This is a genomic window from Kitasatospora viridis (assembly GCF_007829815.1).
In the GTDB taxonomy this organism is placed as follows: Bacteria; Actinomycetota; Actinomycetes; order Streptomycetales; family Streptomycetaceae; genus Kitasatospora; species Kitasatospora viridis.
The window spans coordinates 5,698,380-5,723,010 of record NZ_VIWT01000001.1 but is presented as its reverse complement, the minus strand read 5'-3'; the positions used below and the strand labels follow the sequence as shown (position 1 = coordinate 5,723,010).

Sequence of the window (24,631 nt, the reverse complement as noted above, 5' to 3'; positions counted from 1 at the left end):
CAGTAGGCGCCGGGGCGCCTACTGTGCAACAAGTTTCACAAACCCGCCGGAGCGTCCGGTCAGCGCCCGGTCAGTGCCCCGCGGCCGCCATCGGCACCGCAGCGTCGGCCACCGGCGCCGCGGGCTGCCCGCCCTGCGCCGGCGCGCGGCCGACCAGCGCGAACACCAGCACCGCGCCGAGCAGCCCGAGCCCGCCGGAGACCAGGAACGCGTCCCGCAGGCCCACGGCGAACGCCTGGTGCACCAGCTCCGTCACCACCGCCCGCTGCGCCTGCGGGGCGTGGCCGATCACCGCGCCGGCCTGACCCGCCGTCAGCGCGTCCGCCGCCCGCTTGGCGTCCGGCAGCACCCCGCCGCGCAGCCGGTGCTCCAGCCCGGCCTGGAAGACCGCGCCCAGCACCGCGATGCCGAGCGCGTTGCCCAGCTGCCGGGCGGTGTTCAGCGCGCCGCCGGCCATCCCGCTGCGCCGCTGCGGCACGGCGGCCATCGCCGCGGCCGCCATCGCCGGGGTGGCCAGACCGACCCCGGCCCCGGCCACCGCCAGGCCCGGCACCAGCACCGGCCAGCTGGACCCGGGCCCGATCAGCGCCTGGAGCAGCGCGCCGACCGCGATCAGCAGCAGCCCGCCGCCGATGGTGAGCCGCGGCGAGGCCGCGTGCAGCCGCCGCCCCACCACCGCCGCCACCACGAAGGCCAGCGCGCTCATCGGCACCAGCCCGAGCCCGGCCGCCACCGGCCCGAGCCCGCGCACCGACTGCAGCCAGAGCGAGGTGTACACCAGGTACGAGAAGGCGGCCACGGAGAGCAGCATCCCGCCCGCCAGCACCCCGGTGAAGCCGGGGTTGCGCAGCAGCCCCAGGTCGAACATCGGGTTGCGGCCCTTCAGCTCGACCAGCACGAAGGCGAGCAGCGCGACCGCGCTGAGCGCGAACAGGCCCAGCGTGCTGGTGGAGCCCCAGCCGTCGGCCGCGCCCCGGATCAGCGCGTAGGTCAGCGCGCCGGCGGCCACCGTGAAGCTGACCAGGCCGGGCAGGTCCAGCCCACGGGCCTGCGGGTCGCGCGACTCGCGCACCGCGCGCAGCGTGACCAGCACGGCCACCACGCTGATCGGCAGGTTGATGAAGAAGATCCACCGCCAGCCCAGGTGCTCGGTCAGCAGACCGCCGACGATCGGCCCGGCGGCGGCCGCGGCGCCGTTCACCGCGCCCCAGACGCCGAACGCGATGCCGCGGTCCTTGCCCTGGTAGGAGGTGTTCAGCAGGGCCATGGTGGTGGCGAACATCGCCGCGCCGCCGATCCCCTGCACGCCTCGGAAGAGGATCAGCTCACCCCCGGTGCCGGCCAGTCCGCAGGCCAGCGAGGCGGCGGCGAAGAGCACCAGCCCGCCCAGGTATATCCGCCGCCGGCCGAACCGGTCGGCCAGCGAGCCGGCGCCGAGCAGCAGGGCCGCCAGCGCCAGCGCGTAGACGTCCAGCACCCACTGCAGGTCGGTGAAGCCGGTGTGCAGCCCCGTCGCCATGTCGGGCAGTGCCACGGTGACGATGGTGACGTCCACCAGCAGCATGAACGCCCCTAGGCTCACCGCGGTCAACGGCAGCCACTTGCGCATCTCTCGTTCTCCTACGTCTTTGTCCCGTCCGATCGGGACGACCGTGCCACCCGGGCGGCCGCGGACCGGCACCAGCACGCTCCCGGTGGCGGATTCCGATCTCCGGCACCCCTGGCATGATGGATTCCATGCCCATCACCCCACTGGATGACCTGGACCAGGCACTGGCGCAGGCGCTGATGATCAACGGCCGGGTGCCCTTCAACCGCCTCGCCGAGGTGCTGGAGGTCTCCGACCAGACGGTGATCCGGCGCTACCGGCGGCTGCACGGCGAGGGGCTGCTGCGGGTGATCGGGCGGCCGGTCGGCCACCGGGTCGGGCTGGTGGAGTCCTGGCTGCGGCTGCAGTGCTCGCCGGACGCCGCGCTCTCGGTGGCCGACGCGCTGGCCCGCCGCCCGGACATCTCCTGGGTGACCCTCAACTCCGGCGGCACCGAGGTGCAGTGCATCACCCGGGCGCGCAGCCGCGAGGAGCACGACGAGCTGCTGCTGCGCCAGCTGCCGCGCACCCGGCGGGTCGCCGGGATCACCGCGCACAGCGTGCTGCGCTCCTTCACCGGCGGCCCGCGGCACTGGCGCGGGCTGGACGTGCTGACGGGGCGCCAGCTCGCCGAGCTGACCGAGCCCCGGCCCGAGCGGGACGGCGAGCGGGTGCGGCTGGACGCGGCGGAGCTGGCGATGTTCGCCGTGCTGGCCCGCGACGGCCGGGCCGGCTACCCCGAGCTGGCCCGGGTCTCCGGGCTCTCCGAGTCCACCGCCCGCCGCCGGCTGGACCAGCTGCGCGAGCGCGGGGCCTGGTACCTGGACGTGGAGATCGACCCCCGGCTGCTCGGCTTCGAGACCCAGGCCACCCTGATGATCACCGTGGCCCCGGCCGGCCTGGCCGGCGCGGGCGCCGCGCTGGCCACCCACCCGCAGGTGCCGTTCGCCGCGGCGATCACCGGCTCGGCGAACCTGGTGGCGATCACCATCTGCCGGGACAACGACGCGCTCTACACCTACCTGACCGAGCAGATCGGCGCGCTCGACGGGGTGCAGCACGTCGAGGTGGTGCCGCAGCTGCGCTCGGTCAAGCGCGCGGGCATGTTGATGGACGGCGTGCGCCTGGTGGACCCGCCGGCCGCCTGACGGACCCTCGGCTCAGCGCCCGCGGTCGTCGTAGGCCTGCTGCGCCGCCTGCACCTCGGGCATCCGCTCCTCGACCAGCTCGATCACCGAGAACAGCCGGTCGGCCACCGCGCGGCCCAGGTCGGTGAGTTCGTAGTCCACCCGGGGCGGGTTGGTCGGCTGCGCCTCGCGGTGCACCATGCCGTCGCGCTCCAGCGAGTGCAGGGTCTGGGAGAGCATCTTCTCGCTCACTCCGTCGACCCGGCGTCGAAGTTCGTTGAAACGGCAACCTCCGTCGCGCAAGGCGACCAGAATGAGGATGCCCCACGCGTGCGCGACGGTTTTCAGCACTTTGCGGGACCCGCAGTCGCGGGCGAACACGTCGAAGGCGAGGTCGTCGTGGTCGGCCTCGGGGTCGGTGGCAGGTGCGGTGGCCATCCCACGAGTGTACGCCGAAACACGCAACCCGCCAGGAAGCGTCACCCATTCGGGTTGCGCTTTCGATATGACAGTGCTTTCCTTTTCACAGCAAGGACAGCGATCGATCGTCTTCAGGAGCACCTCTTGACCAGCCCTGTCATCTCCATCGCCTTCCACTCCGGCTTCGGCCACACCGAGGTCATCGCGGACGCCGTCCGCGCGGGTGCGGCGAGCACGGGCGCCACCGTCCACCTGATCAAGGTGGACGGGATCACCGACGAGCAGTGGGAGCTGCTGGACGGCTCGGACGCCATCATCTTCGGCACCCCCACCTACATGGGGAACGTCGCGGCCGCGTTCCAGGCCTTCGCCGAGGCCTCCTCCAAGCGCTGGTACACCCGCGCCTGGCAGGACAAGCTCGCCGCCGGCTTCACCAACTCCGGCAGCAAGAGCGGCGACAAGCTGCAGGCCCTGCAGGCGGTCTCGGTGCTCGCCGCCCAGCAGGGCATGCACTGGATCAACCTGGGCCTGCTGCCCGGTTGGAACAGCACCACCAGCAGCGACGACGAGCTGAACCGCCTCGGCTTCTCCCTCGGTGCGGCCGCCCAGAGCCCGGTGGACGCCGGCGCCGAGGCCGTCCACAAGTTCGACGTGGCCACCGCCGAGCACCTCGGCCGCCGGGTCGCCGAGCAGGCCGCGGTCTTCGTGGCCGGCAAGGCCGCCCTCGCCGGCTGATCACGGCAGCACGAGGAGCGGGCCGGGGCGACTGCCCCGGCCCGCTCCTCGTGCGCGGTGGATCAGAACACGATCAGCGACCGCCCGCCCCGCCCGGCGGCCATCCGCTCGAAGGCGTCCGGGATGTCGGCCAGCCCGATCCGGTCGGTGATCAGCGCCTCCAGGTCGAGCCGGCCGGCCAGCACGTGCTCGGCCAGCACCGGGATGTCCTTGGCCGGGTCGCTGTTGCCGTAGACGCAGGCGGACAGCGTGCGGGCGAAGGCGAACAGCTCCAGCGCGTTGAACGAGACCAGGTCGTCCTTGCCGCCGATGCCGACCACGGTGGTCTTGCCGCCGCGCCGGGTGCTCGACCAGGCGGCCCGCACCGTGCTGCCACGGCCGACGCACTCGATCGCGTGATCCGCGCCGTGACCGCCCGTCAGCTTGCGCACCGTGCGCGAGAGCTGGTCGTCGGCCAGGACGAACTCGGTGGCGCCGTGCCGGCGGGCCAGCTCCTCCTTCTCCGGCGAGACGTCCACCGCGATGATCGGGCCGGCGCCGGCGATCCGGGCCGCCTGGAGCACCGCGAGGCCCACCCCGCCCAGGCCCAGCACCAGCACCGACTCGCACGCGCGCACCCGGGCGGCGTTGTGCACCGCGCCGTAGCCGGTCAGCACCGCGCAGCCGAGCAACGCCGCCGAGGTCAGCGGCACCCCGGCGGGCACCGGCAGCAGCGCCCGCTCGGCGACCACGGTCTCCTCCGCGAAGGCCGCCACCCCGAGGCCCGGGTAGACCCCGGTGCCGTCGGCCAGCGTGGCGTAAGTCTGCCCGTAGGCCTCGCCGGCCCGCTCGCACAGCCACGGCTCACCCAGCCCGCACAGGTGGCAACTGCCGCAGGCCGGAGCCCAGTTCAGCACCACCGGGTCGCCCGGACGGACACTGTCGACACCCTCGCCGACCGCCGTCACGGTGCCCGCGCCCTCGTGGCCGAGCACCACCGGCGGCTGGACCCGGAGCACCCCGTTGGCGAGCGAGAGGTCGGAGTGGCAGACCCCGGCGGCGGCCAGCTTCACCCGGACCTGGCCGGGCCCGGGCTCGGGCAGTTCGATCTCGGCCAGTTCCAGCGGGGCGCCCACGGCGGTGAGCAGGGCAGCGCGAACCATGGTGTTCCTCACGGTGGTCGAATCAGCGGTGGTCATCCGGGTCATCCGGGTCTCAGAACTGCAGCGACTTGGTCTGCAGGAACTCCTCCAGCCCGTACCGGCCCAACTCCCGCCCGATGCCGGAGGACTTGTAGCCGCCGAACGGCGCCAGCGGGTTGAACCGCCCGCCGTTGATGTCCACCTGGCCGGTGTCCATCCGGCGGGCGAAGGCCACCGCGGTCTGCTCGTCGGCCGCCCAGACGCCGCCGGCCAGGCCGTACTCGGTGCCGTTGGCGATCTCCAGCGCGTGCTCCTCGTCGCGGTAGGCGATGATCGAGAGCACCGGGCCGAAGATCTCCTCCTGGGCCACCGTCATCTCCGGTGTCACGTCGGCCAGTACGGTCGGCAGCACGAAGTAGCCGGTCGGCAGCCCGTCCGGCGCGTCCGCCCCGCCGGCCGCCAGCCGGGCGCCCTGCTCGACGCCGGCGCGGATGTAGCCGCGCACCCGCTCGCGCTGCTTGGCGTTGACCACCGGGCCCATCCGGGTCTCCGGCGCGGTCGGGTCGCCGGGGTGGAACTTCTCGGCGGCCTTGGCGGCGATCGCCACCGCCTCCTCGTACTGGTCCTGGTGCACCAGCAGGCGGGTCCAGGCGGTGCAGGTCTGGCCGGTGTTGGTGAAGACGTTGGCGGCGTTCACGTTGACCGCGCGGGCCAGGTCCGCGCCCGGCAGCACCACGTTGGCCGACTTGCCGCCCAGCTCCAGCGCGACCTTCTTGACGCCCCGTCCGGCGGCCTCGGCGATCGACCGGCCGACCGCGGTGGAGCCGGTGAAGGAGACCAGGTCCACCCCGGGGTGCGCGGCGAGCGCGGCGCCGGCCTCGACGCCGGTGCCGGTGACCAGGTTGAAGACGCCGGGCGGGAAGCCAGCCGCGTCCACCACCTCGGCGAACAGCCGGGCCGTCAGCGGGGTGTCCTCGGCGGGCTTGAGCACCACGGTGCAGCCGGCCGCGAGCGCCGGCACCACCTTGGCGACCACCTGGTGCAGCGGGTAGTTCCACGGCGTGATCGCCGCCACCACGCCGGCCGGCTCGCTGTACACCGTGGAGTTGCCGACCTTCTCCTGGAACTCGTAGCCGGCCAGCAGCTCCAGGTAGCTGGAGGCGATGGCCACCGGCAGCCCGGCCTGCACCGCGGTGGCGAAGCCGATCGGGCTGCCGAGCTCGGCGACCACGGTGTCGGCGATCTCCGCCTGCCGGGCCGCCAGCCCGTCCCGCAGCCGGCCGAGCGGCGCCAGGCGCTCCTCCCGGGTGGTCAGGCCCCAGGCCCGGGCGGCCCGCCGGGCCGCGGCGACGGCGGCGTCCACGTCGGCGGCGGTGCCGGCCGCGACGGTCGCGATCACCTGCTCGGTGGCCGGGTTGCGCACCTCCAGCGCGCCGCCGCCGAGCGTCGGCCGCCAGCCGCCGTCGATGTACTGGTCCGCATGCTGCCGCACGGCCTGGTCGCTCACGGGCGTGTCCTTCCTCGCAACTGCTACCGGGGCGTAAACTACCAGCGCTAGTCAACGCCCCGATCCCCGCACGCGCAAGGACACCGCAGAGCCTACTGAGGGGTGACGTAGGCCCCCGAGATGCCACCGTCCACCAGGAAGGTGTTGGCGGTCATGAAGGAGGAGTCGTCACTGGCCAGGAAGGCCACCGCGGCGGCGATCTCCTCCGGCTCGGCGAACCGGCCCAGCGGCACGTGCACCAGCCGGCGGGCGGCCCGCTCCGGGTCCTTGGCGAACAGCTCCTGCAACAGCGGCGTGTTCACCGGCCCCGGGCAGAGCGCGTTGATCCGGATCCCCTCCCGGGCGAACTGCACGCCCAGCTCGCGCGACATCGACAGCACCCCGCCCTTGGAGGCGCTGTAGGAGATCTGCGAGGTGGCCGCGCCCATCACCGCGACGAACGAGGCGGTGTTGATGATCGACCCCTTGCCCTGCTGCTGCATGTACGGGATCGCGTGCTTGCAGCACAGGTAGACGCTGGTCAGGTTGACCTCCTGGACCCGCCGCCAGGCCTCCAGGCCGGTGGTCAGGATCGAGTCGTCCTCGGGCGGCGAGATGCCGGCGTTGTTGAAGGCGATGTCCAGGCTGCCGTAGGCGTCCACGGCGGCGCGGTACATCGCCTTCACCGACTCCTCGTCGGCCACGTCCACCTGCACGAACAGCCCGCCGACCTCGGCCGCGGCGGCCTTGCCGGAGCGCTCGTCCAGGTCGGCGCAGACCACCTTGGCGCCCTCGGCGGCCAGCCGCCGGGCGCTGGCCAGCCCGATCCCGCTGCCCGCTCCGGTGATCACGGCCACCCGGCCGTCCAGACGGTTCATCAGTTCTCCTCCTCGGTAGCGATGAAGACGTTCTTGGTCTCGGTGAAGGCCTGGAGCGCGTCGGGCCCCAGCTCCCGGCCGAGCCCGGACTGCTTGAACCCGCCGAACGGGGTCGAGTAGCGCACCGAGGAGTGCGAGTTGACGGAGAGGTTGCCCGCCTCCACCCCCCGCGCCACCCGCAGCGCCCGGCCCACGTCCCTGGTCCAGATCGAGCCGGACAGCCCGTAGTCGGTGGCGTTGGCGATCCGCACCGCCTCGGCCTCGTCCTCGAACGGCAGCACGGCGACCACCGGCCCGAAGACCTCCTCGGTCAGCACCCGCGAACCCGGCTGCGCCGTCAGCACGGTGGGCGGGAACCAGTAGCCCTTGCCCTCGGGTGCCGTGCCCTGGAACAGGATCGACGCACCTTCGAGGAAGCCGGCGACCCGCTCCCGGTGCGCGCCGGAGATCAGCGGCCCCATCTCGGTCCGCTCGTCCCGCGGGTCACCGACCCGCACCCCCTGCACGGCCGGCTCCAGCAGCGCCAGGAACTCCTCGTACACCGAGCGCTGCACCAGGATCCGCGAGCGCGCGCAGCAGTCCTGCCCGGCGTTGTCGAAGACGGCGTAGGGCGCGGTGGCCGCGGCCTTCGCCAGGTCGGCGTCGGCGAAGACGATGTTGGCGCTCTTGCCGCCGAGCTCCAGGGTGACCGGCTTGATCCGCTCGCCGCAGGCGGCCGCGATCTCGCTCCCGACCCGGGTGGAGCCGGTGAAGACCACCTTGCGCACGTCCGGGTGGGTGGCCAACCGCCGCCCCGCCACCGGCCCGTGGCCCGGCAGCACCTGCAGCACGCCCTCCGGCAGCCCGGCCCGCAGGGCGAGTTCGCCCAGCCGCAGCGCGGTCAGCGGGGTCGCCTCGGCCGGCTTGAGCACCACCGTGTTGCCGGCCGCCAGCGCGGGCGCCAGGCCCCAGGCGGCGATCGGCAGCGGGAAGTTCCACGGCACGATCACCCCCACCACGCCCAGCGGCTCCTGGAAGGTGAGGTCGATGCCGCCGGCCACCGGGATCTGCCGGCCGAACAGCCGCTCGGGGGCGGCCGCGTAGTACTCGATCACGTCGCGCGCGTTGCCGGCCTCCCAGCGCGCGTTGCCGATGGTGTGGCCGGCGTTGGCCACCTCCAGCTCGGCCAGGTGCTCCCGGTCGGCGTCCACGGCGGCGGCGAAGGCGCGCAGCAGCCGGGCCCGGTCGGCCGGGCTGACGGTGCGCCAGCCCTCGAACGCGGCCTTGGCCCTCGCCACGGCGGCGTCGGTCTCGGCCTCGCCCGCCATCGCCACCGTGGTGATCACCTCCTCGGTCGCCGGGTTGACCACCTCGAAGTCGTTCATTTCGCCTTCTCCTCAAGGGTGTTGACCAGTGCCTGGAACAGCCGCCGGTCCTGCTGGTCGGCCTCCGGGTGCCACTGCACGCCGAGCGCGAAGCCCGCACCCGGCAGCTCCAGCGCCTCGACCGTGCCGTCCTCGCTCCAGGCCACCGGGACCAGGCCGGCGCCCAGCCGGTCCACGGCCTGGTGGTGGTAGCAGAGCACCGGGGCGCGCTCGCCGAGGATCCCGGCGAGCCGCGAGCCGGCCGCGACCGCCACCTCGCGGGGCTGGTAGACGCCCGGCGCCTGCTGGTGGGCGCCCTCGCCGAGCCGGTCCGGCAGGTGCTGCTCCAGCGTGCCGCCGAGCGCCACGTTCAGCAGCTGCATGCCCCGGCAGATCGCCAGCACCGGCAACTCCCGCTCCAGCGCGGCCGTCAGCAGCCCGGTCTCCCAGCCGTCGCGCAGTTCGCGCGGCTCCCCGGTGCGCGGGTGCGGTTCGGCGCCGTAGCGGGCCGGATCGACGTCCGGCCCGCCGGCCAGCACCAGCGCGTCCAGCCGGTCCAGCAACCGCCCCGGTGCGCCGCCGGGTTGCGGCGGCAGCAGCACGGCGGTGGCGCCGGCCGCGCCGACCGCGGCCACGTAGGTCTGCGGGATCAGCGCGGCCGGCTGCTGCCAGACGCCCCAACTCGCCTGCTCCTGGTAGCCGGTGATGCCGATCAGCGGTGCGCCGGTCACAGCCGCTCGAATCCGCGCCGGCGCTCCCAGTCGGTCACCGCCGCCTCGAAGGCGGCCAGTTCGACCTGGCCGGCGTGCGCGTAGTGACTCACCACGTCCTTGCCGAAGGCCTGCGCGGCGGCCTCGCTGGCGGCGAAGGCGGCCACCGCCTCGCGCAGCGTGGCGGGCACCCGGGGCGCGTCGGAGGCGTACGCGTTCCCGGTGAACTCCGGTTCCAGTTCCAGCTGGTGCTCGACCCCGTGCAGCCCGGCGGCGATCAGCGCGGCCACCGCCAGGTACGGGTTGACGTCCCCGCCGGGCACCCGGTTCTCGAACCGCAGCGAGGGCCCGTGCCCGACCACCCGCAGCGCGCAGGTCCGGTTGTCCCGGCCCCAGGCGATCGCGGTCGGCGCGAAACTGCCCGGCACGTACCGCTTGTAGGAGTTGACGGTGGGCGCCAGCAGCAGCGCGAACTCGCCCAGGCAGGCGAGCTGGCCGGCCAGGAAGTGCTCCATGGTGCGGGAGAAGCCGTGCTGCCCGTCCCCGGCGAAGACCGCGGCGCCCTGCTCGTCGCGCAGACTCAGGTGCACGTGGCAGGAGTTGCCCTCGCGCTCGTCGAACTTGGCCATGAAGGTGAGGCTGACCCCGTCCTGGGCGGCGATCTCCTTGGCGCCGGTCTTGTAGACCACGTGGTTGTCGCAGGTGGTCAGCGCCTCGGCGTAGCGGAAGGCGATCTCGTGCTGGCCGAGGTTGCACTCGCCCTTGACCGACTCCACGGTGAGTCCGGCACCGGTCATGCCGTTGCGCAGCCGGCGCAGCAGCGGCTCGACCCGCGAGGTGCCCAGGATCGAGTAGTCCACGTTGTACTGGTTGGCCGGGGTGAGCTGCCGGTAGTCCTTCGACCAGGCCTGCTCGTAGCTGTCCTTGAAGAGGATGAACTCCAGCTCGGTGCCGACCTGGGCCTGCCAGCCGTAGGCGGCGAGCCGCTCCAGCTGGCGCAGCAGGATCTGCCGGGGCGAGACCGCCACCGGCGTGCCGTCCTGGTCGACCAGGTCGCACTGCACCATCGCGGTGGCCGGGTGCCAGGGCACCAGCCGCAGGGTGCTCAGGTCGGGCACCATCACCAGGTCGCCGTAGCCGTTCTCCCAGGAAGAGATCCGGTAGCCGTCAACGGTGTTCATCTCGACGTCCACCGCGAGCAGGTAGGAGCAGCCCTCGGCGGCGTGCGGCACCACCTCGGTGAGGAAGTGCTCGGCGGCCAGCCGCTTGCCCTGGAGGCGGCCCTGCATGTCGGTGACGCCGAGCACCACGGTGTCGATGGCGCCCTGCGCCACCATGCTGCGGAGCTGATCGAGGGTCAGCCGGGCGTTGGTCATCGCGGCTCCTGGTGCGTCGCGGACTCGGCGGTGCGCGGGCCGCGGAACCAGTGGCGGGCGGAGAGCAGCCACCAGGCCCCGGCGAAGCCCAGCACTGCGGCGATCGCGACGGAGGTGTAGTTGAAGTTCTTGACGGTGATCGGGCTGAGCGTCGGCAGCATGAAGAGCAGGGTGATCAGCGCGGTCCAGCCGACGGCGACGATGCCGATCGGCCGGCTCCACCGGCCCAGGTTCCAGGGCCCGGGCCGGAAGTCCCCGCCCTGGCGCAGCCGCAGCCAGACCGGGATCACGTAGGACAGGTAGAGGCCGATCACCGAGACGGAGGTGACGGCGGCGAAGGCGGTGGAGTTCCACAGCGCCGGCAGGCCGAGCAGGAAGGCGCCGCCGGTGCCCAGCCAGATGGCGTTGGTGGGGGTCTGGGTGCGCTTGTCGATCCGGTGCCACAGCCGCGAGCCGGGCAGTGCGCCGTCCCGCGAGAAGGCGTACACCATGCGGGAGTTGGCAGTGACCGAGGCCATCCCGCAGAAGAACTGGGCGCCGATCACGATGACCAGCAGCAGTTCCGCCCCGGTGCCGCCGAGGGCGTCCAGGAAGATCTGCGCGGGCGGCACGTTGGTCGCGGTGTTGACCTCGCCCGAGTAGTCCCGGATCGCGAAGGTCAGCCCCAGCAGCAGGATCCAGCCCGCCACGATGGAGACGGTGATCGAGTTGACGATGCCGCGCGGGCCGGAGCGGGCCGCGTCCCGGGTCTCCTCGGTCATGTGCGCCGAGGCGTCGTAGCCGGTCAGCGTGTACTGCGCGAGCAGCAGGCCGAGCAGCGCGACGTAGATCCCGGCGAACGGCCCGTGGAACCCGGTCTGGTTGACGAAGTGTCCGAAGACGAACCCGGCCGAGGCGTGGTGGTGCGGCAGCACCGCCAGCGCGCCGACGATCACCAGCACGCCGACCAGGTGCCACCAGACGCTGACCGTGTTGAGCACGGCCACCAGCCGCACCCCGAAGCTGTTCAGCAGCCCGTGCAGCAGCAGGATCACGGCGAAGATCGCCACGGTGTGCACGGGGGTGGCGGCGAAGCCCCAGCGCAGGTCGAGCAGGGCGTTGGTGAAGGTGGCGGCGCCGTAGTCGACGCTGGCGGTGACCGCGACCTGGCCCATGAAGTTGCACCAGCCGGTGGCCCAGGCCGCCGCCGGTGCGTTGTTCCGGGCCAGCTTGGCGGCCCAGTAGTAGAGCCCGCCGGCGGTGGGGTAGGCGGAGCAGATCTCCGCCATCGCCAGGCCCACGCACAGGGTCATCAGGCCGACCAGCGGCCAGCCCCAGATGATCAGGGCGGGGCCGCCGGTCACCATGCCGAAGCCGTAGAGGGTCAGGCAGCCGGAGAGGATCGAGACGACGGAGAAGGAGACGGCGAAATTGGAGAAGCCGGAGAGCGAGCGGGCCAGCTCCTGGGTGTAGCCCAGCTCGCTCAGCCGGCGTTCGTCGGCGGAAACCTCGGCGAGACCGGGCGGCAACACTGCCGCGCCAGAGTGCTCACCGAGAGCGTGGTCGGAGTCCATGCGCACCCCTTTGTGGGATCTCGGTGGGGGAGCCGAAACAACGTGCGCCCCAATGGCCCGCTTCCAGACCATTGACGTACCGCGCATGCTCCCGCCTGATCGACCGCCACGTCAAGGGGCGACCGGACCGGCGGCGCCGGACCGCCGGGAACGCCACCGGGCCCGAACCTCGCACCTGGGTACGATTCCCTGGTGGACATAGCTGGCGGCACTCCTCACCTCGACCGGCCGGGGCCGATGGACTGGCAGGCCGGTGCGATCTTCCGCCCGATCCGCAGCGGCAACGCCTTCGAGGAGACGGTCGAGCGGATCCTGGCCGCCGTCAAGCTCGGCGTCTTCGGCTACGGCGACCGGCTGCCCGCCGAGCGCGAACTGGCCGCCCGGCTCGGGATCAGCCGGGAGACCCTGCGCGAGGCGCTGCGCTCGCTGCAGGCCGCCGGCTGCGTGGAACCCCGGCGCGGCCGCTACGGCGGCACCTTCGTCACCTACCGGCCGCCGGCCCCCGACCTCGGCGAACTGCGCCGCGCCGTCCGGGACATGGGCGGCGAACTGGAGGACGCGCTGACCTACCGGCTGGTGCTGGAGACCGGTGCCGCCGAGCAGGCCGCCCGCCGCACCCTGTCCGAGGAGCAGCGCGACTACCTGGCCGACCGGCTGGCCGCCCTGGAGGCCGCCGATCCGGACGACTACCGCCGCCTGGACTCCCGCTTCCACCTCGCGATCGCCGAGCTGACCGGCTCCCCCTCGCTCGCCGCCGGCGTCGCGCAGAGCCGGATGCGGCTCAACGACCTGCTGAACGCGATCCCGTTCCTGGAGCGCAACATCGAGCACTCGGCCCACCAGCACCGGGCGATGGTCGACGCGATCCTGTCCGGCGACGTGTCGGGCGCCCGGCGCGCCACCGAGGAGCACCTGGAGGGCACCGCCGCGCTGCTGCGCGGCTTCCTCGGCTGACGAAGTGCGGCCGGCGGAGCGCGACCGGCCGGGCGCGACCGACCGAGCTCGGCTGACGCAGCGTCGGCTACCGGAGTGCCGGCTACCGTCCGAGCGTGTTCACCGTTCCGCTGTCCTTGTGGCTCGAACCGTCGCTCCCCCACACCGAGTTGCTCACATCGGCGGCCAGCCCCAGCACCAGGAAGACGATCAGCAGGGCGATCCCCCCGCCGCTCATCACCAGCGGGCGGGTGGCGGAGGCGGGCGGCTCGGCGGTGCGCTGGTCGCCGAACAGGCCCTTGGGGTAGGCCGAGGTGAGCATCAGTGCGTAGGCGGCGAACCGCATCCGGAAGCGCGCCACGGCGGCGGTGGCCTCGAAGACCGGGCGCGGCATCCGGCCGAGCACCAGGGTGATCAGCCAGAGGAAGAAGGCGAGCGCGATCCAGCCGGTGCCGAGCAGCCCGTTGATGATCGCCGCCGGGATCATCAGGATCAGGCGGAACAGCACCGCCAGGCGGTTCAGCCGCCCCGGCCGCACCTCGATCCGCACCGGGTAGGACTGCGGCGGGCGCAGCGCGAACGGCGGGTACTGGTCGACCAGCAGGCTCTGACTGGCCATCAGGCGGGTGTCGTAGCCCACGAACCCGGTCAGGAAGCGGGCGATCGGGGCGGGCAGGTGCGCGGTGAAGAGCGCGGCGAACCAGCCGACCACGACCGCGAAGAAGGCGGCGATCGAGAGCACCCAGAGCACGATGAAGTGCGGGATCAGGATCAGCCAGCGGAAGAACACGGTGAGCCGGCGCTGCCGCCCGGGTTCCGGTACGTCCAGCACCGGCAGGAACTCGACCGGCCCGACCTCGGCCGGCATCGTCCAACCGCCCGCTCCCTGCGCCATGGCGCACTCCTCACCGTGCCGTTTCGTCCGCCTACCACTGCTGTGCCACCGTCGCAGCATTGATCACCGAGCGCATCCGGGCAGGTCCGGAAGGGTTATCGGGCACCCCTGTAATCGGACTCCGAAATACCAATTGCTACGCTGTTCGAGTGCGACTGACCAAGGGGACCGACATCGCCCTGCGGATCGCCATGCGACTGGCGGTACTGCGGGACCAGGACCAGAACCCGACCACCCGCGAGGTGGCCGCCGCCGTGGACGTGCCGTACACGCACGCCGCGAAGGTGGTCAGCAGACTGCAGCACCTGGGGGTGGTCACCGCCCGCCGCGGCAACGGCGGGGGGCTGGAACTCACCCAGGCCGGACTGACCGGCTCGCTCGGCCAGCTGGTCAGGGACTTGGAAGGGGTCGGCGACCCGGTCGGCTGCGAGGACGACCCGCCGTGTCCGCTGCGGGCCGCCTGTCGGCTGCGCGGGGCGCTGCGCGCCGCCCAGGAGGCGTTCTTCGCCTCCCTGGACCCGCTGTCCGTCCAGGACCTGGTGGCCCCGCCGACCGGCCCGGTGCTGCTCGCACTGAGCCCGCGGCCGGCCGACTGACCCAGGGGCAGCGCCGCTGACCCGGCGTCAGCGCACAGTCAAATGCGAAGATCATCAACCAATTTGGAGCAAGGATGCTGTCCGCGCAGGCCGCAGCCACCGTTCGCGCCACCCTCACCGCCATCGGCGGCTCGATCGGGGAGATCACCCCGCTCTTCTACCGCCGGCTCTTCGCCGCCCACCCGGAGCTCGCCCGCGACCTCTTCAACCGGGGCAACCAGGCGGACGGCAGCCAGCAGCAGGCACTGGCCGGCTCGATCGTCGCCTTCGCCACCGTGCTGCTGGAGCGCCCCGAGGAGCGGCCGGACGCGATGCTCGCCCGGATCGCCCACAAGCACGCCTCGCTCGGGGTGCGCCCGGAGCAGTACCCGGTGGTCCGGGAGCACCTGTTCGCGGCGATCGTCGAGGTGCTCGGCGAGGCGGTCACCCCCGAGGTGGCGGCGGCCTGGGACGAGGTCTACTGGCTGATGGCCAACGCGCTGATCGCCATCGAGGCCCGGCTCTGCCAGGAGGCCGGTGTGCCGGTCGGCGAGGTCTGGCGCGAGTACCGGGTGGTCGGCCGGCGCGCGGAGACCGCCGAGGTGGTGACCTTCGAGGTCGAGCCGGCCGACGGCGGTCCCGCCCCGGCCCACCGCCCGGGCCAGTACGTCTCGGTCCAGGTCGAACTGGCCGACGGCGCCCGGCAGATCCGCCAGTACAGCCTCTCCGGCGCCTCGGCCGACACCCTCCGGTTCACCGTGAAGCGCGACGGCGAGGTCTCCCGGCACCTGTACGAGCGGGTCCCGGTCGGCGCCGCGGTGCGGGTCAGCCTGCCGTTCGGCGACGTCCACCTCGACGGGGCGGACGACGCGCCGGTGCTGCTGGTCTCCGCCGGGATCGGCTGCACCCCGATGATCGGCATCCTGAGCCACCTGGTCGAGGGCGACTCCAAGCGCCGGGTGATCGCGGCGCACGCCGACCGCTCCCCCGCCGACCACGCCTTCCGCGCCGAGCTGGGCCGGCTCACCGCCGCGCTGCCGAACGGCGAGGCGCACGTCTGGTACGAGCGGCCGGAGTCGGCCGAGTGGCCCGCCGACCGCACCGGGCTGATCGACCTGAGCGCCCTGGTGGTGCCGCCCGGCACCACCGCCTACCTGTGCGGCCCGCTGCCGTTCCTGCGCTTCACCCGCAGCCAGCTGATCGACGCCGGCCTGCCCGCCTCGGCCATCCACTACGAGGTCTTCGGCCCCGACCTGTGGCTCGCCCGCGCCTGACGCACCGTCGGACTCCGGGTCGGCCCCTCGGGGTCGGCCCGGGGCCCGGTCACTCGGGCAGCGACTCGCGGATCCGGCGGGACGGGGCGAAGGAGTACAGCTCCAGCACGGCCGGCGGGTCCACCAGCCCCGGACCGCCCGCCGCCACCCAGGCGGTGATGTCCCGCGCCGCGTCCGGGTCGTTGACGAAGCCCAGCCAGACCGGCCGCCCGCCGGCCCGGCGCCCCTCCCCCGAGGGCTGGATCACGATCACGTTGGCGCGGTCGCACGCGTCCAGGCAGCCCACCGGCCGCACCTGTGCGACGCCCGCCAGCGAGCTGCGCAGATCGGCCAGCTGGCCCGCGTGGTCCAGGCCCGGCACCTTCGGCGTCCCGCAGCAGCACCCCCGGCAGACCGTCACCGTGCAGCGCGGTGCCCCCGCGCCCTGCTTGGCCGCCTTGTCCCGCCGCCCCATCGACCCCGCTCCGTTCCCACCAGCCCGACCATCAGCTGATCAGTATGCCGTGGTGCCAGCCGGGGCCCGCCACCGTGCCACTACCTCCTGCGCCACCACCCACGCCGGGCCTTGCTCCAGAACCACCCCGCCGGCGGCCGGTCCGAGCGCCACGGCTCCGGCTCGGGCGGCTCGCGGCGCCAGCGCGCGGCCAGCATCCGGGCCCGCCCCGAGGGCTCCACCGCCGGCGCCGAGCGGACGAACGCCTCGTCCAGCTCGACCTCGTCCCAGTCGCCGCCGCCGTCCCCGGCAGGCCCCTCATCGGCACTCATCGACCCACCTCCACCAGGTCCAACGCGCGATGGAACCGCCGGAGTGCCCGATAACGATCCGTTCTGACTGCCAGCAGAACCAACTCTTGGACGTATCACTCGCGAGCCGCCAGAGTGGAACCCGAACCCAGGCCCACCCCTTCGACACCGGAGCACCCCATGGCCAGCTACCTCCTCGTCCCCGGCACCTACCACGGCGGCTGGTGGTTCGAGCCGGTCGCCGAGCGGCTGCGCGACCTGGGCCACCGGGTGGTCTCCCTGACCCTCACCGGCGTCGGCGAGCACAACCACCTGCTCGACGGCTCGGTCAACCTGGACACCCACATCGCCGACGTGGTGCGGGCGATCGACGAGGACCCGGCCGAGCCGGTGGTGCTGGTCGGCCACAGCTACGGCGGCATGCCGATCACCGGCGCCGCCGACCAGCGCCCCGAGCGGATCCGCTCGCTGGTCCACCTGGACGCCTTCGCCCCGCGCGACGGCGAGTCGGCCTTCGACATCAACCCCACCGCCTGGCGCGAGCGCATCGTCCAGGCTGCCGCGGGCAACGGCTTCGCGATGGTGCCGCCCGCCTTCCTGGCCGACCGCGACCCCCGCATCACCACCCACCCGCTCGCCTCCCAGCTCCAGCGGATCCGGCTGACCGGCGCGCACGAGAAGATCGAGCGCCGCACGTACCTGCACCTGAGCGGCTTCGAGGGCACCCCCTTCCGGGCCACCTGGGACCGGATCCGTCAGGACCCGTCCTGGACGGCACTGGAGCTGCCGGTCGGCCACGACATCATCCGCGACGCGCCCGACCAGCTGCTCGAACTCCTGCTCGCCCAGGCCGAGTAGACGGACCGTCAGCCGATGCTCTGCCGCACCCCGGTCCCGGCGGCGCGCCGCACCGCGTCCAGCACCCGGTGCAGCCGCAGCCCCTCGGCGAAGTCCGGCACCGTCCGCTCCCCGCTGCGCAGGTCGGCGGCGAGCCGGGCGTACAGCTGGCCGACGTGGAACCCCTCGTCCCCGGTGCGCGCCGGGTCGGCCGCGAAGTGCCGCGGCGGCAGGTCGAGTTCGACCAGCTCGCCGCCCACCTCGCGGCCGGCGCGCAGCCGCAGCGCACCCATCTGGATCCCGCCCGGCCCGGCCGGACCGGAGGACTCCAGCACCAGCACCCCTTCGCTGCCGACCAGTTCGATCCGGGTGCCGGCTCCCGCCGACCGCCCGTCGTGGATGTGCGCCGAGACCGCCGCGCCGTCGCCCAGCCGACCGTTGACCAGCACCTGGTCCGGACTGGTCACCGCGATCCGACGGGTGCCGTCCGCCGACAGGTACGAGCTCCGACGGATCGTCAGGTCGGCTTGCAGCGAGGCGAGTTCGCCGACGAGGTGCTGCACGGCGTCCAGCGTGTGGCCGCCCGCCACCTCCAGGGTGCCGGCGGCGCTGGCCCGGTCCAGGGTGTACAGCGCCCAGTCCGGCATCCGCTCGCCGGCCCCCTTGGCCCGCCCGGAGTAGACGGTCACCGAGCCCAGTTCGCCCAGGTACCCCTGTCCGATCAGCTCGCGCGCCTGGAGCAGCGCGGGCGCGTACCGCGCCTGGAGGCCGATCGCGGTCCGCACCCCGGCCGACTCGGCCGCGGCGACCAGGAGTTCGGCCTCCTCGGTGGTGCGGGCCAGCGGCCACTCGCAGTAGACGTGCTTGCCGGCCGCCAGCGCGGCGCCCACCAGCTCCAGGTGGGCCGGCACCTTGACCGTGACGACCACCAGATCGACCTCCGGGTGCTCGGCCAACTCCCGCGCGTCGGCGAAGGCGTGCGCGACCCCGAAGTGCTCGGCCGCCGCCCGCGCGCTCTCGATCCGGCTGGTGCCGACCGCCGTGATCTCGTACTCGGGCAGCGATCGCAGCGCCGGGATGTGCGCCCTGGCGGCCCACCCCTGCTGCGGATTGACGCCGACGATCCCCACCCGGATCCGCTGCTCGCCCATGACTCTCCCCCTCCAGTAAACGGACAGCTGCTGTCCGCTTCATCGACAGTAGCGAACCGGACAGCTCTGGTCCAGTTAGCGGTAGGCTCTCCCCCATGGACACGCTTTCGAGGGCCGTGGACCGGCTGCTCGTCGAGACGGCCGATCCGACGGGCCGTCAACCACGGGCGGACGCCCGGCGGAACGTGGAGCGGCTGGTGGCCGCCGCCCGGGCGGCGATCGCCGAGACCGGCGTGGAGGCCTCCGCCCACGAGATCGCCGCCCGGGCCGGCGTCGGCGTCGGCACCTTCTACCGGCGGGTCCCGTCCCGCGAGGCCCTGCTGCTCGCCGTGCTCGACGAAGTGCTGCTGGACATCTGCCGGGCCGCCGACCGGGCGCTGGAGCACCCCGACCCCTGGCAGGGCTTCTGCGAGTTCGCCGCCGCCTACGTGGGCCTGCGCGGCGAGAGTTGCGGCATCGGCGAGGCGCTCGGCGGCGCCTGCGGCGAGGCGCTCGACGCCACCCTGGCCGAACTGCGCGAACGTTTCCGCCTGCTGGTCGGCCGGGCGCAGGACGCGGGCCGGATCAGGGCCGATCTGGCCTGGCAGGACGTGCCGTTCCTGCTCGCCGCGGTCGCCACCGGCCCGCGCACCCTCGGCCTGACCGCCGACGAATCACAGTGGCGCCGCACTCTGCGGGTCCTGTTGGATGGCCTGCGAACCGCCGACCCCGTCCCGCTCACCGGAAGACATCCACGATGACCGGCACCTTGAGCGACGTCGAGCTCGCCGTCCGCGAATCCGTCGCCCTGCTCGCCCCGCACACCGGCGCCGACTGGTCGGTGCCCGCCGGGTCGCTGACCTGGAGCTGCCGGGAGACCGCCGCCCACATCGCGCACGACCTGCTCGCCTACGCGGGCCAGGTGACGGGCGCCGCGGGCGGCGGCTACCTGCCGTTCGACCTGACGGTCCACCAGGACGCCGACCCGGCCGAGCTGCTCCGGGTGATCACCGCCTGCGGCCGGCTGCTCGGCACCCAGCTCGCCGCCGCCGACCCGGCCGACCGCGCCTGGCACTGGGGCCCGACCGACCCGAGCGGCTTCGCCGCCATGGGCACCGCCGAAGTCCTGCTGCACACCACTGACATCGCCGGCGGGCTCGGCCTCGACTGGCGGCCGCCGGCCGGGCCCAGCGCCCGGGTGCTGGAGCGGCTCTTCCCGCAGGCGCCGGCCGGCGACCCGGTCGACGTGCTGCTCTGGCAGACCGGCCGGGGCGAGCTGCCGGGCCGGGAGCGGCTCACCTCCTGGGTCTGGAAGGCCGCCCTGAACGACTGAGCGCGGCGCCGAACGGCAGAACGGGTGCCGCCCGCTCCCGGTGGAGCGGGCGGCACCCGTTCGTCGACGCGGCGCCAGGCGACGTTCGTGTCAGGCGAGCTCGTGTCAGGCCTGGTTGTTGTCGTCCTGGGCCATCGCCAGGATGTCGTCGTAGCCGAAGCCGAGCCGGTTCATCGCCCGGATCGAGTCGGCCGGCTCACCGGTCTTCTGCGCCAGCTCCTGCACCTGGGCGTCGGTCAGCGTCGGCGCCGGGGTGCCCGGGAGCGCGCCGGGGCCGCCCGCGCCGCCCGAGCCGTCGGCGCTCTGCCGCATGCCGGCCATGGCGGTGAAGGCCTTCTCCAGGTCCTGCTCGGTCAGCTTGGTGGCGTTCGCGGGCGCCTGGACCGCCGGGGCGCTCTGGTCGAAGGCCAACTTCAGCGGCAGGTAGCTGGTGGACGGGGCCTTCGAGTCCAGCTGCGCCAGGTCGAAGGTGGCCGAGGCCAGCGAGCCGTTCTTGATGGCGAGTTCGGCGCTGACCGTCTTGTCCGGCACGTCCGAGGGAACACTGGTCGGGAAGCCGGCGGCGGCCTCCTTCGGCAGCTTGTCGGCCACCGGCTTGAAGGCCTTCAGCACGTCCTCGGCGAGCTTGCGCACGGACAGGCTGACCCGGATCTCGTCCGCGCCGTCCTTCTTGCCCAGCGACTCGAAGCTGAAGTCGCCGCTGAGCATGTTCTTCAGCGAGTTGAACGCGTCCTGCCCGGTCTTCGGGTCCACCGAGGGCACGGCGGAGGGCGCACCCGGCGCGGCCGACGCACCGGCCGCGGCCTTGGCGCCGAAGTCCTTGAGCGTCTGCGGGTCGAACTCGACCCAGCCGCCGTTCAGCGCGTCCTTGATCGGGCCGAGCTGGTCGCCCGCCTCGTCCAGGCCCTTGCGCATCTGGTCCGGGTCCTCGCCGGTCAGCTTCGCGACGGCCGTCAGGTCGCCGTGCAGGTAGGTGACCCCGCCGACCTGGCGGAGCTCCAGCAGCGCGGCACCGGTGCGGTCGGCGATCAGGTAGTCGGCCGTCAGCTGCTTCAGCTCGGCCTCGGCCTGGGGGTCCGGGGTGCTGCCGGCGGGCGCGTTGAGCGCCTTGACGTCCTTGAGCGGCTTGTCGGCGTGCAGCCCGACCGAGATCGACAGGCCGGCCAGCGCCTGGACCGCCTTCGGGTCCATCTTCTCGCCGGTCGCCTTGGTGTAGGCGGTCAGCTGGTCCGGAGTGACGTCCAGCGAGAGCTTGATCCCGAGGTCCTTGCTCTCGCCCAGCTTCTGGAAGGCCGCGGAGACCTTCTGAGCGGCGTTCAGCTCCTTGACGGTGCCGCAGGCCACCAGACCGCCCGCCAGCAGCGCAGCTCCGGTGGCGGTGACGAGGGTGGCGCGGGCGGCCCGCGCTATCGCGGTGTTGATGGTCCATCTCCCCTGTTGGCCGACCCGGCCTTTGCCAGGTCTTTAGATTCGCTGGGAGACAAGGTATCGCACCGTCATCACCGCTCCTTCACCAGGACCACCCGCAATCCCGCTATCCGCTCCGCCCAGCGCTCACCTTCGCCCGACTCCGCCCAGAGCTCGGCCAGTTCGGAGTCGGCGCCGCCGATCCGGTCCAGCGCCCGCACGGCGAGATCGACCAGATCGCCCCCGAGGCCGGGAATCTCCCCTTTTGGCCCGTACACCGGATTCACCGGTTCTCCACCTGGGCACCGCGCGGCGACCAGGGCCGCAGCGGCCACGCCGGCCGCACCCAGGTCGACCTCCAGGTACCCGGCCTCGGCCAGCACCGCGCGCAGCGCGGCCCGGACCAGGTCGGCGCGCTCGGCCAGCCCCGCGGTGTCCAGCCGGTCGGCGAAGTCGGCCGCGTCGTCGTTGTCGAAGGGGCCGAAGTCCCAGGTGCCCATTGCCGGTGCTCCTCGCTCTGTTCGAGTGATCACCGGCCATGCTGGCACCCGGGACTGACAGTCCCCCTGTTCAGAGCGCCCGGCGCGGCGCGTCGCCCGGCGGCTGTTCGAATACTCGGAAGCCGATCCCGGCCGCCCGCAGCCGCTCGGTCAGCGCCGGCCCCATGGCCACCGCCGGGGTCAGCTGACCGGCCGTCACCGGCAACTCGTCGAAGGCCAGGCAGAGCGCGGACTCGGCGAGGATCTTCGCGGTCTCGGAGTAGCCCGGGTCGCCGCCGCTCACCTCCGTGTACACCGTCGCCCCCGCCGCCTCGGCGACGAACCGCACGGTGAACCAGCTCTTGGCGCGCTGCTCGGCGCTCGGCCCCTCGCCCGGCGCGCGCAGCCGCCCGAGCGCCCGGCGCAGCGCCGGCAGCTGCGCGCCGAGCGCGAGCAGCCCGATCGCCGCGGTGCCGCCGAGCGCGACCGGCAGCCGGCGGACGGCCGCGTAGTGGCTGTAGCGGAAGTCGCGCCCGTACTCCGGCAGTGCGGCGGCCGACCGGCCGACCACCTGCGGATCGATGGTGGGCAGCGGCCAGGCCCAGGCCCGCGCCTCGGCGGACCGGTGCGGCCGGTCCGTCGAGGTGCTGATCCGCCGGCCGGCCGGGCGCTGCTCGGCGGCCCGGCGCTGCTTGCCGGCCGCCAGCGCCGCCCGCGGGCGGGAGAGCGCGGTGAGCGCGGAGTCGAAGGTGCCGCCCGAGGGGCTGCCACCGGCCCGGACGTAGCCGCGCACCCTGACCTTCGCTTCCTCGGTGGCCACCGGCAGTTGGGCCAGGGTGAACTGCACGCCCAGGTCGTGCGGCACCGAGTCGAAGCCGCAGGAGTGCACCAGCCGCGCGCCGGAGCGCTGCGCGCGCTCGTGGTGCAGCAGGTACATCCGGTCCACGAACTCGGGCTCGCCGGTCAGGTCCAGGTAGTCGGTGCCGGCCTCGGCGCAGGCGGCCACCAGCGGCTCGCCGTGCCGCAGGTACGGGCCGACGGTGGAGACCACCACCCGGGCCGATTCGGCCACCTCGCGCAGCGCGGCCCGGTCGCCGGCGTCCGCGGTGAGCAGCGGCAGGTCGGCCAGATCGGGGTGCGCGGCGGCGAGCTCCCGGCGGACGGCGGCGAGCCGCTGCGGGTTGCGGCCGGCCAGCGCCCACCGGGTTCCGGCCGGCGCGGCGGCGGCGAGGTACTCGGCGGTGAGCCGGCCGGTGAACCCGGTGGCGCCGAAGAGGACGAGGTCAAAGGGGCGTTCGGTGTCCATCGGGCTGATCCCTACTGGCCGGTAGTCGGAGCGGCCCACGCTAGGCGCGGGCCCGCGGGGGTGTCAACGAGCCACCAACCGGCCCTTCCGGCAGGTCCCTTGAGCCATGGTCAACAGTTCGCCAAATCTGCGAAGCGAGGCTTCCTGAACCCTTGCTGGGAGTTCCCCGGTGTTGTTTGATGAGCACCGGTCAAGCAGCTCCGGAAGCAGCCCCCCGGCTCCCCACGACGCCGGCCTCGGTACACCGGATCCAGCCGCTCGGCCCCGCTCGTGCGCGCCGCGCCGCCACTGCGACCCGGCGTTCACCGCTGCACGCCCGGCACCCCGGCGGGTCTCCCGCACCGACGACCTCGACGGACCCCGCCCCGCCGCGGCGCTCTCCGATGGCCCCACCCAACCCCACAAGGAGCACGGGATGCGCGACTCGCGCGAACACCGCACCACCAGCCGCCTGCGCCGCACCGCGGCCGTCGCCGCGCTGGCCGCCGCCGGCCTGGTCGCCGGCGCCACCACCAGCACCGCCGCCCCGACCGGCGCCGCGACCCCCAGCGACGTGCACCTGGTCAGGACGCACGGCCAGGTGATGCGGGTGGAGACCCACGGACGGCACGGCGTCATCCCGATGAAGGGCGCCAAGGGCAACGCCTTCCGGTCGGCCCGGCCCGCCGACGCCGGCAACCTCGCCTACGGCGGCGGTCCGGTGGAGCACCAGCCCACCGTTTACCTGGTGTTCTGGGGTAACCAGTGGGACAGTGACAGCAACGGCGTCCAGCAGTACCAGACCAACCTGTTCAGCGGCCTGGGCACCGGCCAGGACACCTGGTCCACCGTCACCTCGCAGTACACCGACAACACCGGCTCCGGCCCGAGCTTCAACGGCGCCGTGCTCGGCGGCACCTGGGTCGACGACTCCGCGGCCGCCCCCGGCTCCGCCGCGCAGAGCGACATCGCCGCCGAGGCCAACGTCGGCGCCCAGCACTTCGGCGTCTCCGGCCCCGACGTGCAGATCGTCGTGATGAGCCCGAGCGGCACCTCGCCCGACGGCTTCCCGAACAGCGGCTTCTGCGCCTGGCACGACTGGAACGGCAACGTGTCCTACACGAACATGCCGTACGTGCTCGACGCCGGCAGCAGCTGCGGCGCCGGCTCGGTCTCCAACCAGCTCGACGGCTTCAGCATCGTCGGCGGCCACGAGTACGCCGAGAGCATGACCGACCCGGAGCCGTCCAGCGGCTGGGTCGCCTCGGACGGCGAGGAGGACGGCGACCTGTGCGCCTGGCAGAACCTGGGCGACATCTCGCTGCCGACCGGCTCGTTCGCGATGCAGCCGACCTGGAGCAACTCGGCCGGCGGCTGCGCGATGTCCTCCTGACCGGTCGCT

Annotated in this window: 25 protein-coding genes; 9 read left to right on the top strand and 16 right to left on the bottom strand. The window is 73.4% G+C overall.

Features of this window, described 5'->3' with window-relative positions; genetic code table 11:
* Positions 1-70: 70 nt before the first annotated feature.
* Positions 71-1,609: an MFS transporter gene (locus FHX73_RS25705; RefSeq protein ID WP_145907415.1), complete on the bottom strand. Its 1,539-nt coding sequence runs from the start codon at positions 1,607-1,609 to the stop codon at positions 71-73.
* A gap of 128 nt (positions 1,610-1,737) precedes the next feature.
* Between FHX73_RS25705 and FHX73_RS25700 the strand changes: the two genes are divergently transcribed.
* Positions 1,738-2,736, top strand: a complete 999-nt coding sequence (locus FHX73_RS25700; RefSeq protein WP_145907412.1) for an Lrp/AsnC family transcriptional regulator — start codon at positions 1,738-1,740, stop codon at positions 2,734-2,736.
* A gap of 12 nt (positions 2,737-2,748) precedes the next feature.
* Here the strand turns inward: FHX73_RS25700 and FHX73_RS25695 are convergent, their stop codons facing one another.
* Positions 2,749-3,153 carry a winged helix-turn-helix transcriptional regulator gene (locus tag FHX73_RS25695; RefSeq protein WP_145907409.1) on the bottom strand — a complete coding sequence of 135 codons (405 nt, stop codon included), beginning with the start codon at positions 3,151-3,153 and terminating at the stop codon, positions 2,749-2,751.
* Between the two features lie 126 nt (positions 3,154-3,279).
* Here FHX73_RS25695 and FHX73_RS25690 point away from each other — a divergent pair, with 126 nt between their 5' ends.
* Complete coding sequence (locus FHX73_RS25690; RefSeq protein WP_145907406.1) at positions 3,280-3,870, top strand: flavodoxin family protein; 591 nt, start codon at positions 3,280-3,282, stop codon at positions 3,868-3,870.
* Positions 3,871-3,932: 62 nt separating this feature from the next.
* Here the strand turns inward: FHX73_RS25690 and FHX73_RS25685 are convergent, their stop codons facing one another.
* The 7 genes from FHX73_RS25685 to FHX73_RS25655 form a co-directional block, all read right to left on the bottom strand.
* Entirely contained in the window at positions 3,933-5,012 is a 1,080-nt protein-coding gene (locus tag FHX73_RS25685; RefSeq protein WP_145907402.1) for a Zn-dependent alcohol dehydrogenase, read from the bottom strand.
* 52 nt (positions 5,013-5,064) lie between these two features.
* Complete coding sequence (locus FHX73_RS25680; RefSeq protein WP_145908527.1) at positions 5,065-6,483, bottom strand: aldehyde dehydrogenase family protein; 1,419 nt, start codon at positions 6,481-6,483, stop codon at positions 5,065-5,067.
* A gap of 107 nt (positions 6,484-6,590) precedes the next feature.
* Complete coding sequence (locus FHX73_RS25675; protein WP_145907399.1) at positions 6,591-7,355, bottom strand: 3-oxoacyl-ACP reductase; 765 nt, start codon at positions 7,353-7,355, stop codon at positions 6,591-6,593.
* Entirely contained in the window at positions 7,355-8,719 is a 1,365-nt protein-coding gene (locus FHX73_RS25670; RefSeq protein ID WP_145907396.1) for an aldehyde dehydrogenase family protein, read from the bottom strand. The genes FHX73_RS25675 and FHX73_RS25670 overlap by 1 nt, the downstream gene beginning before the upstream one ends.
* A complete protein-coding gene (locus FHX73_RS25665) occupies positions 8,716-9,429 on the bottom strand; it encodes a gamma-glutamyl-gamma-aminobutyrate hydrolase family protein (protein ID WP_211786253.1) in 714 nt (237 codons plus the stop codon). The genes FHX73_RS25670 and FHX73_RS25665 overlap by 4 nt, the downstream gene beginning before the upstream one ends.
* Entirely contained in the window at positions 9,426-10,784 is a 1,359-nt protein-coding gene (locus FHX73_RS25660) for a glutamine synthetase family protein (RefSeq protein WP_145907393.1), read from the bottom strand. Before FHX73_RS25660 ends, FHX73_RS25665 begins: the two co-directional genes overlap by 4 nt.
* On the bottom strand, positions 10,781-12,337 hold the full coding sequence (locus FHX73_RS25655; RefSeq protein ID WP_145907390.1) for an amino acid permease: 1,557 nt from the start codon (positions 12,335-12,337) through the stop codon (positions 10,781-10,783). Before FHX73_RS25655 ends, FHX73_RS25660 begins: the two co-directional genes overlap by 4 nt.
* Before the next feature lie 192 nt (positions 12,338-12,529).
* Between FHX73_RS25655 and FHX73_RS25650 the strand changes: the two genes are divergently transcribed.
* Positions 12,530-13,291 (top strand): FadR/GntR family transcriptional regulator, encoded by a 762-nt coding sequence (locus FHX73_RS25650; RefSeq protein WP_246213711.1) that lies wholly within the window; start codon positions 12,530-12,532, stop codon positions 13,289-13,291.
* 82 nt (positions 13,292-13,373) lie between these two features.
* Here the strand turns inward: FHX73_RS25650 and FHX73_RS25645 are convergent, their stop codons facing one another.
* Entirely contained in the window at positions 13,374-14,165 is a 792-nt protein-coding gene (locus FHX73_RS25645) for a DUF4389 domain-containing protein (protein ID WP_246213710.1), read from the bottom strand.
* Between the two features lie 149 nt (positions 14,166-14,314).
* Here FHX73_RS25645 and FHX73_RS25640 point away from each other — a divergent pair, with 149 nt between their 5' ends.
* Together FHX73_RS25640 and FHX73_RS25635 are read left to right on the top strand one after the other, a co-directional pair.
* Positions 14,315-14,761, top strand: a complete 447-nt coding sequence (locus FHX73_RS25640; RefSeq protein ID WP_145907387.1) for an RrF2 family transcriptional regulator — start codon at positions 14,315-14,317, stop codon at positions 14,759-14,761.
* Positions 14,762-14,835: 74 nt separating this feature from the next.
* On the top strand, positions 14,836-16,014 hold the full coding sequence (locus FHX73_RS25635) for a globin domain-containing protein (protein ID WP_145907384.1): 1,179 nt from the start codon (positions 14,836-14,838) through the stop codon (positions 16,012-16,014).
* A gap of 49 nt (positions 16,015-16,063) precedes the next feature.
* On the opposite strand, the gene FHX73_RS25630 is transcribed toward FHX73_RS25635, so the two are convergent.
* Both FHX73_RS25630 and FHX73_RS25625 read right to left on the bottom strand, forming a co-directional pair.
* A complete protein-coding gene (locus FHX73_RS25630; RefSeq protein ID WP_145907381.1) occupies positions 16,064-16,468 on the bottom strand; it encodes a (2Fe-2S) ferredoxin domain-containing protein in 405 nt (134 codons plus the stop codon).
* Positions 16,469-16,548: 80 nt separating this feature from the next.
* Complete coding sequence (locus tag FHX73_RS25625; RefSeq protein ID WP_145907378.1) at positions 16,549-16,779, bottom strand: SGM_3592 family protein; 231 nt, start codon at positions 16,777-16,779, stop codon at positions 16,549-16,551.
* A gap of 159 nt (positions 16,780-16,938) precedes the next feature.
* Between FHX73_RS25625 and FHX73_RS25620 the strand changes: the two genes are divergently transcribed.
* A complete protein-coding gene (locus tag FHX73_RS25620; protein ID WP_145907376.1) occupies positions 16,939-17,616 on the top strand; it encodes an alpha/beta fold hydrolase in 678 nt (225 codons plus the stop codon).
* Between the two features lie 8 nt (positions 17,617-17,624).
* Here FHX73_RS25620 and FHX73_RS25615 read toward each other — a convergent pair whose 3' ends face one another.
* A complete protein-coding gene (locus FHX73_RS25615; protein ID WP_145907373.1) occupies positions 17,625-18,746 on the bottom strand; it encodes a Gfo/Idh/MocA family protein in 1,122 nt (373 codons plus the stop codon).
* Positions 18,747-18,841: 95 nt separating this feature from the next.
* Here FHX73_RS25615 and FHX73_RS25610 point away from each other — a divergent pair, with 95 nt between their 5' ends.
* Both FHX73_RS25610 and FHX73_RS25605 read left to right on the top strand, forming a co-directional pair.
* Complete coding sequence (locus FHX73_RS25610; RefSeq protein ID WP_145907370.1) at positions 18,842-19,486, top strand: TetR/AcrR family transcriptional regulator; 645 nt, start codon at positions 18,842-18,844, stop codon at positions 19,484-19,486.
* Positions 19,483-20,058 carry a maleylpyruvate isomerase N-terminal domain-containing protein gene (locus tag FHX73_RS25605; RefSeq protein ID WP_145907367.1) on the top strand — a complete coding sequence of 192 codons (576 nt, stop codon included), beginning with the start codon at positions 19,483-19,485 and terminating at the stop codon, positions 20,056-20,058. The genes FHX73_RS25610 and FHX73_RS25605 overlap by 4 nt, the downstream gene beginning before the upstream one ends.
* A 105-nt stretch (positions 20,059-20,163) precedes the next feature.
* On the opposite strand, the gene FHX73_RS25600 is transcribed toward FHX73_RS25605, so the two are convergent.
* From FHX73_RS25600 to FHX73_RS25590, 3 genes are all read right to left on the bottom strand, one after another.
* A complete protein-coding gene (locus FHX73_RS25600) occupies positions 20,164-21,402 on the bottom strand; it encodes a hypothetical protein (protein WP_145907364.1) in 1,239 nt (412 codons plus the stop codon).
* A 155-nt stretch (positions 21,403-21,557) separates the two neighbouring features.
* Positions 21,558-21,965 carry a DUF4259 domain-containing protein gene (locus FHX73_RS25595; protein ID WP_145907360.1) on the bottom strand — a complete coding sequence of 136 codons (408 nt, stop codon included), beginning with the start codon at positions 21,963-21,965 and terminating at the stop codon, positions 21,558-21,560.
* 70 nt (positions 21,966-22,035) lie between these two features.
* Positions 22,036-23,250, bottom strand: coding sequence for a saccharopine dehydrogenase family protein (locus tag FHX73_RS25590; RefSeq protein ID WP_145907357.1), 1,215 nt, complete (start codon positions 23,248-23,250; stop codon positions 22,036-22,038).
* Positions 23,251-23,665: 415 nt separating this feature from the next.
* Here FHX73_RS25590 and FHX73_RS25585 point away from each other — a divergent pair, with 415 nt between their 5' ends.
* The gene (locus FHX73_RS25585) at positions 23,666-24,622 is read left to right on the top strand and encodes a hypothetical protein (RefSeq protein ID WP_145907354.1); all 957 of its coding nucleotides are present in this window, start codon (positions 23,666-23,668) and stop codon (positions 24,620-24,622) included.
* Positions 24,623-24,631: the final 9 nt, after the last annotated feature.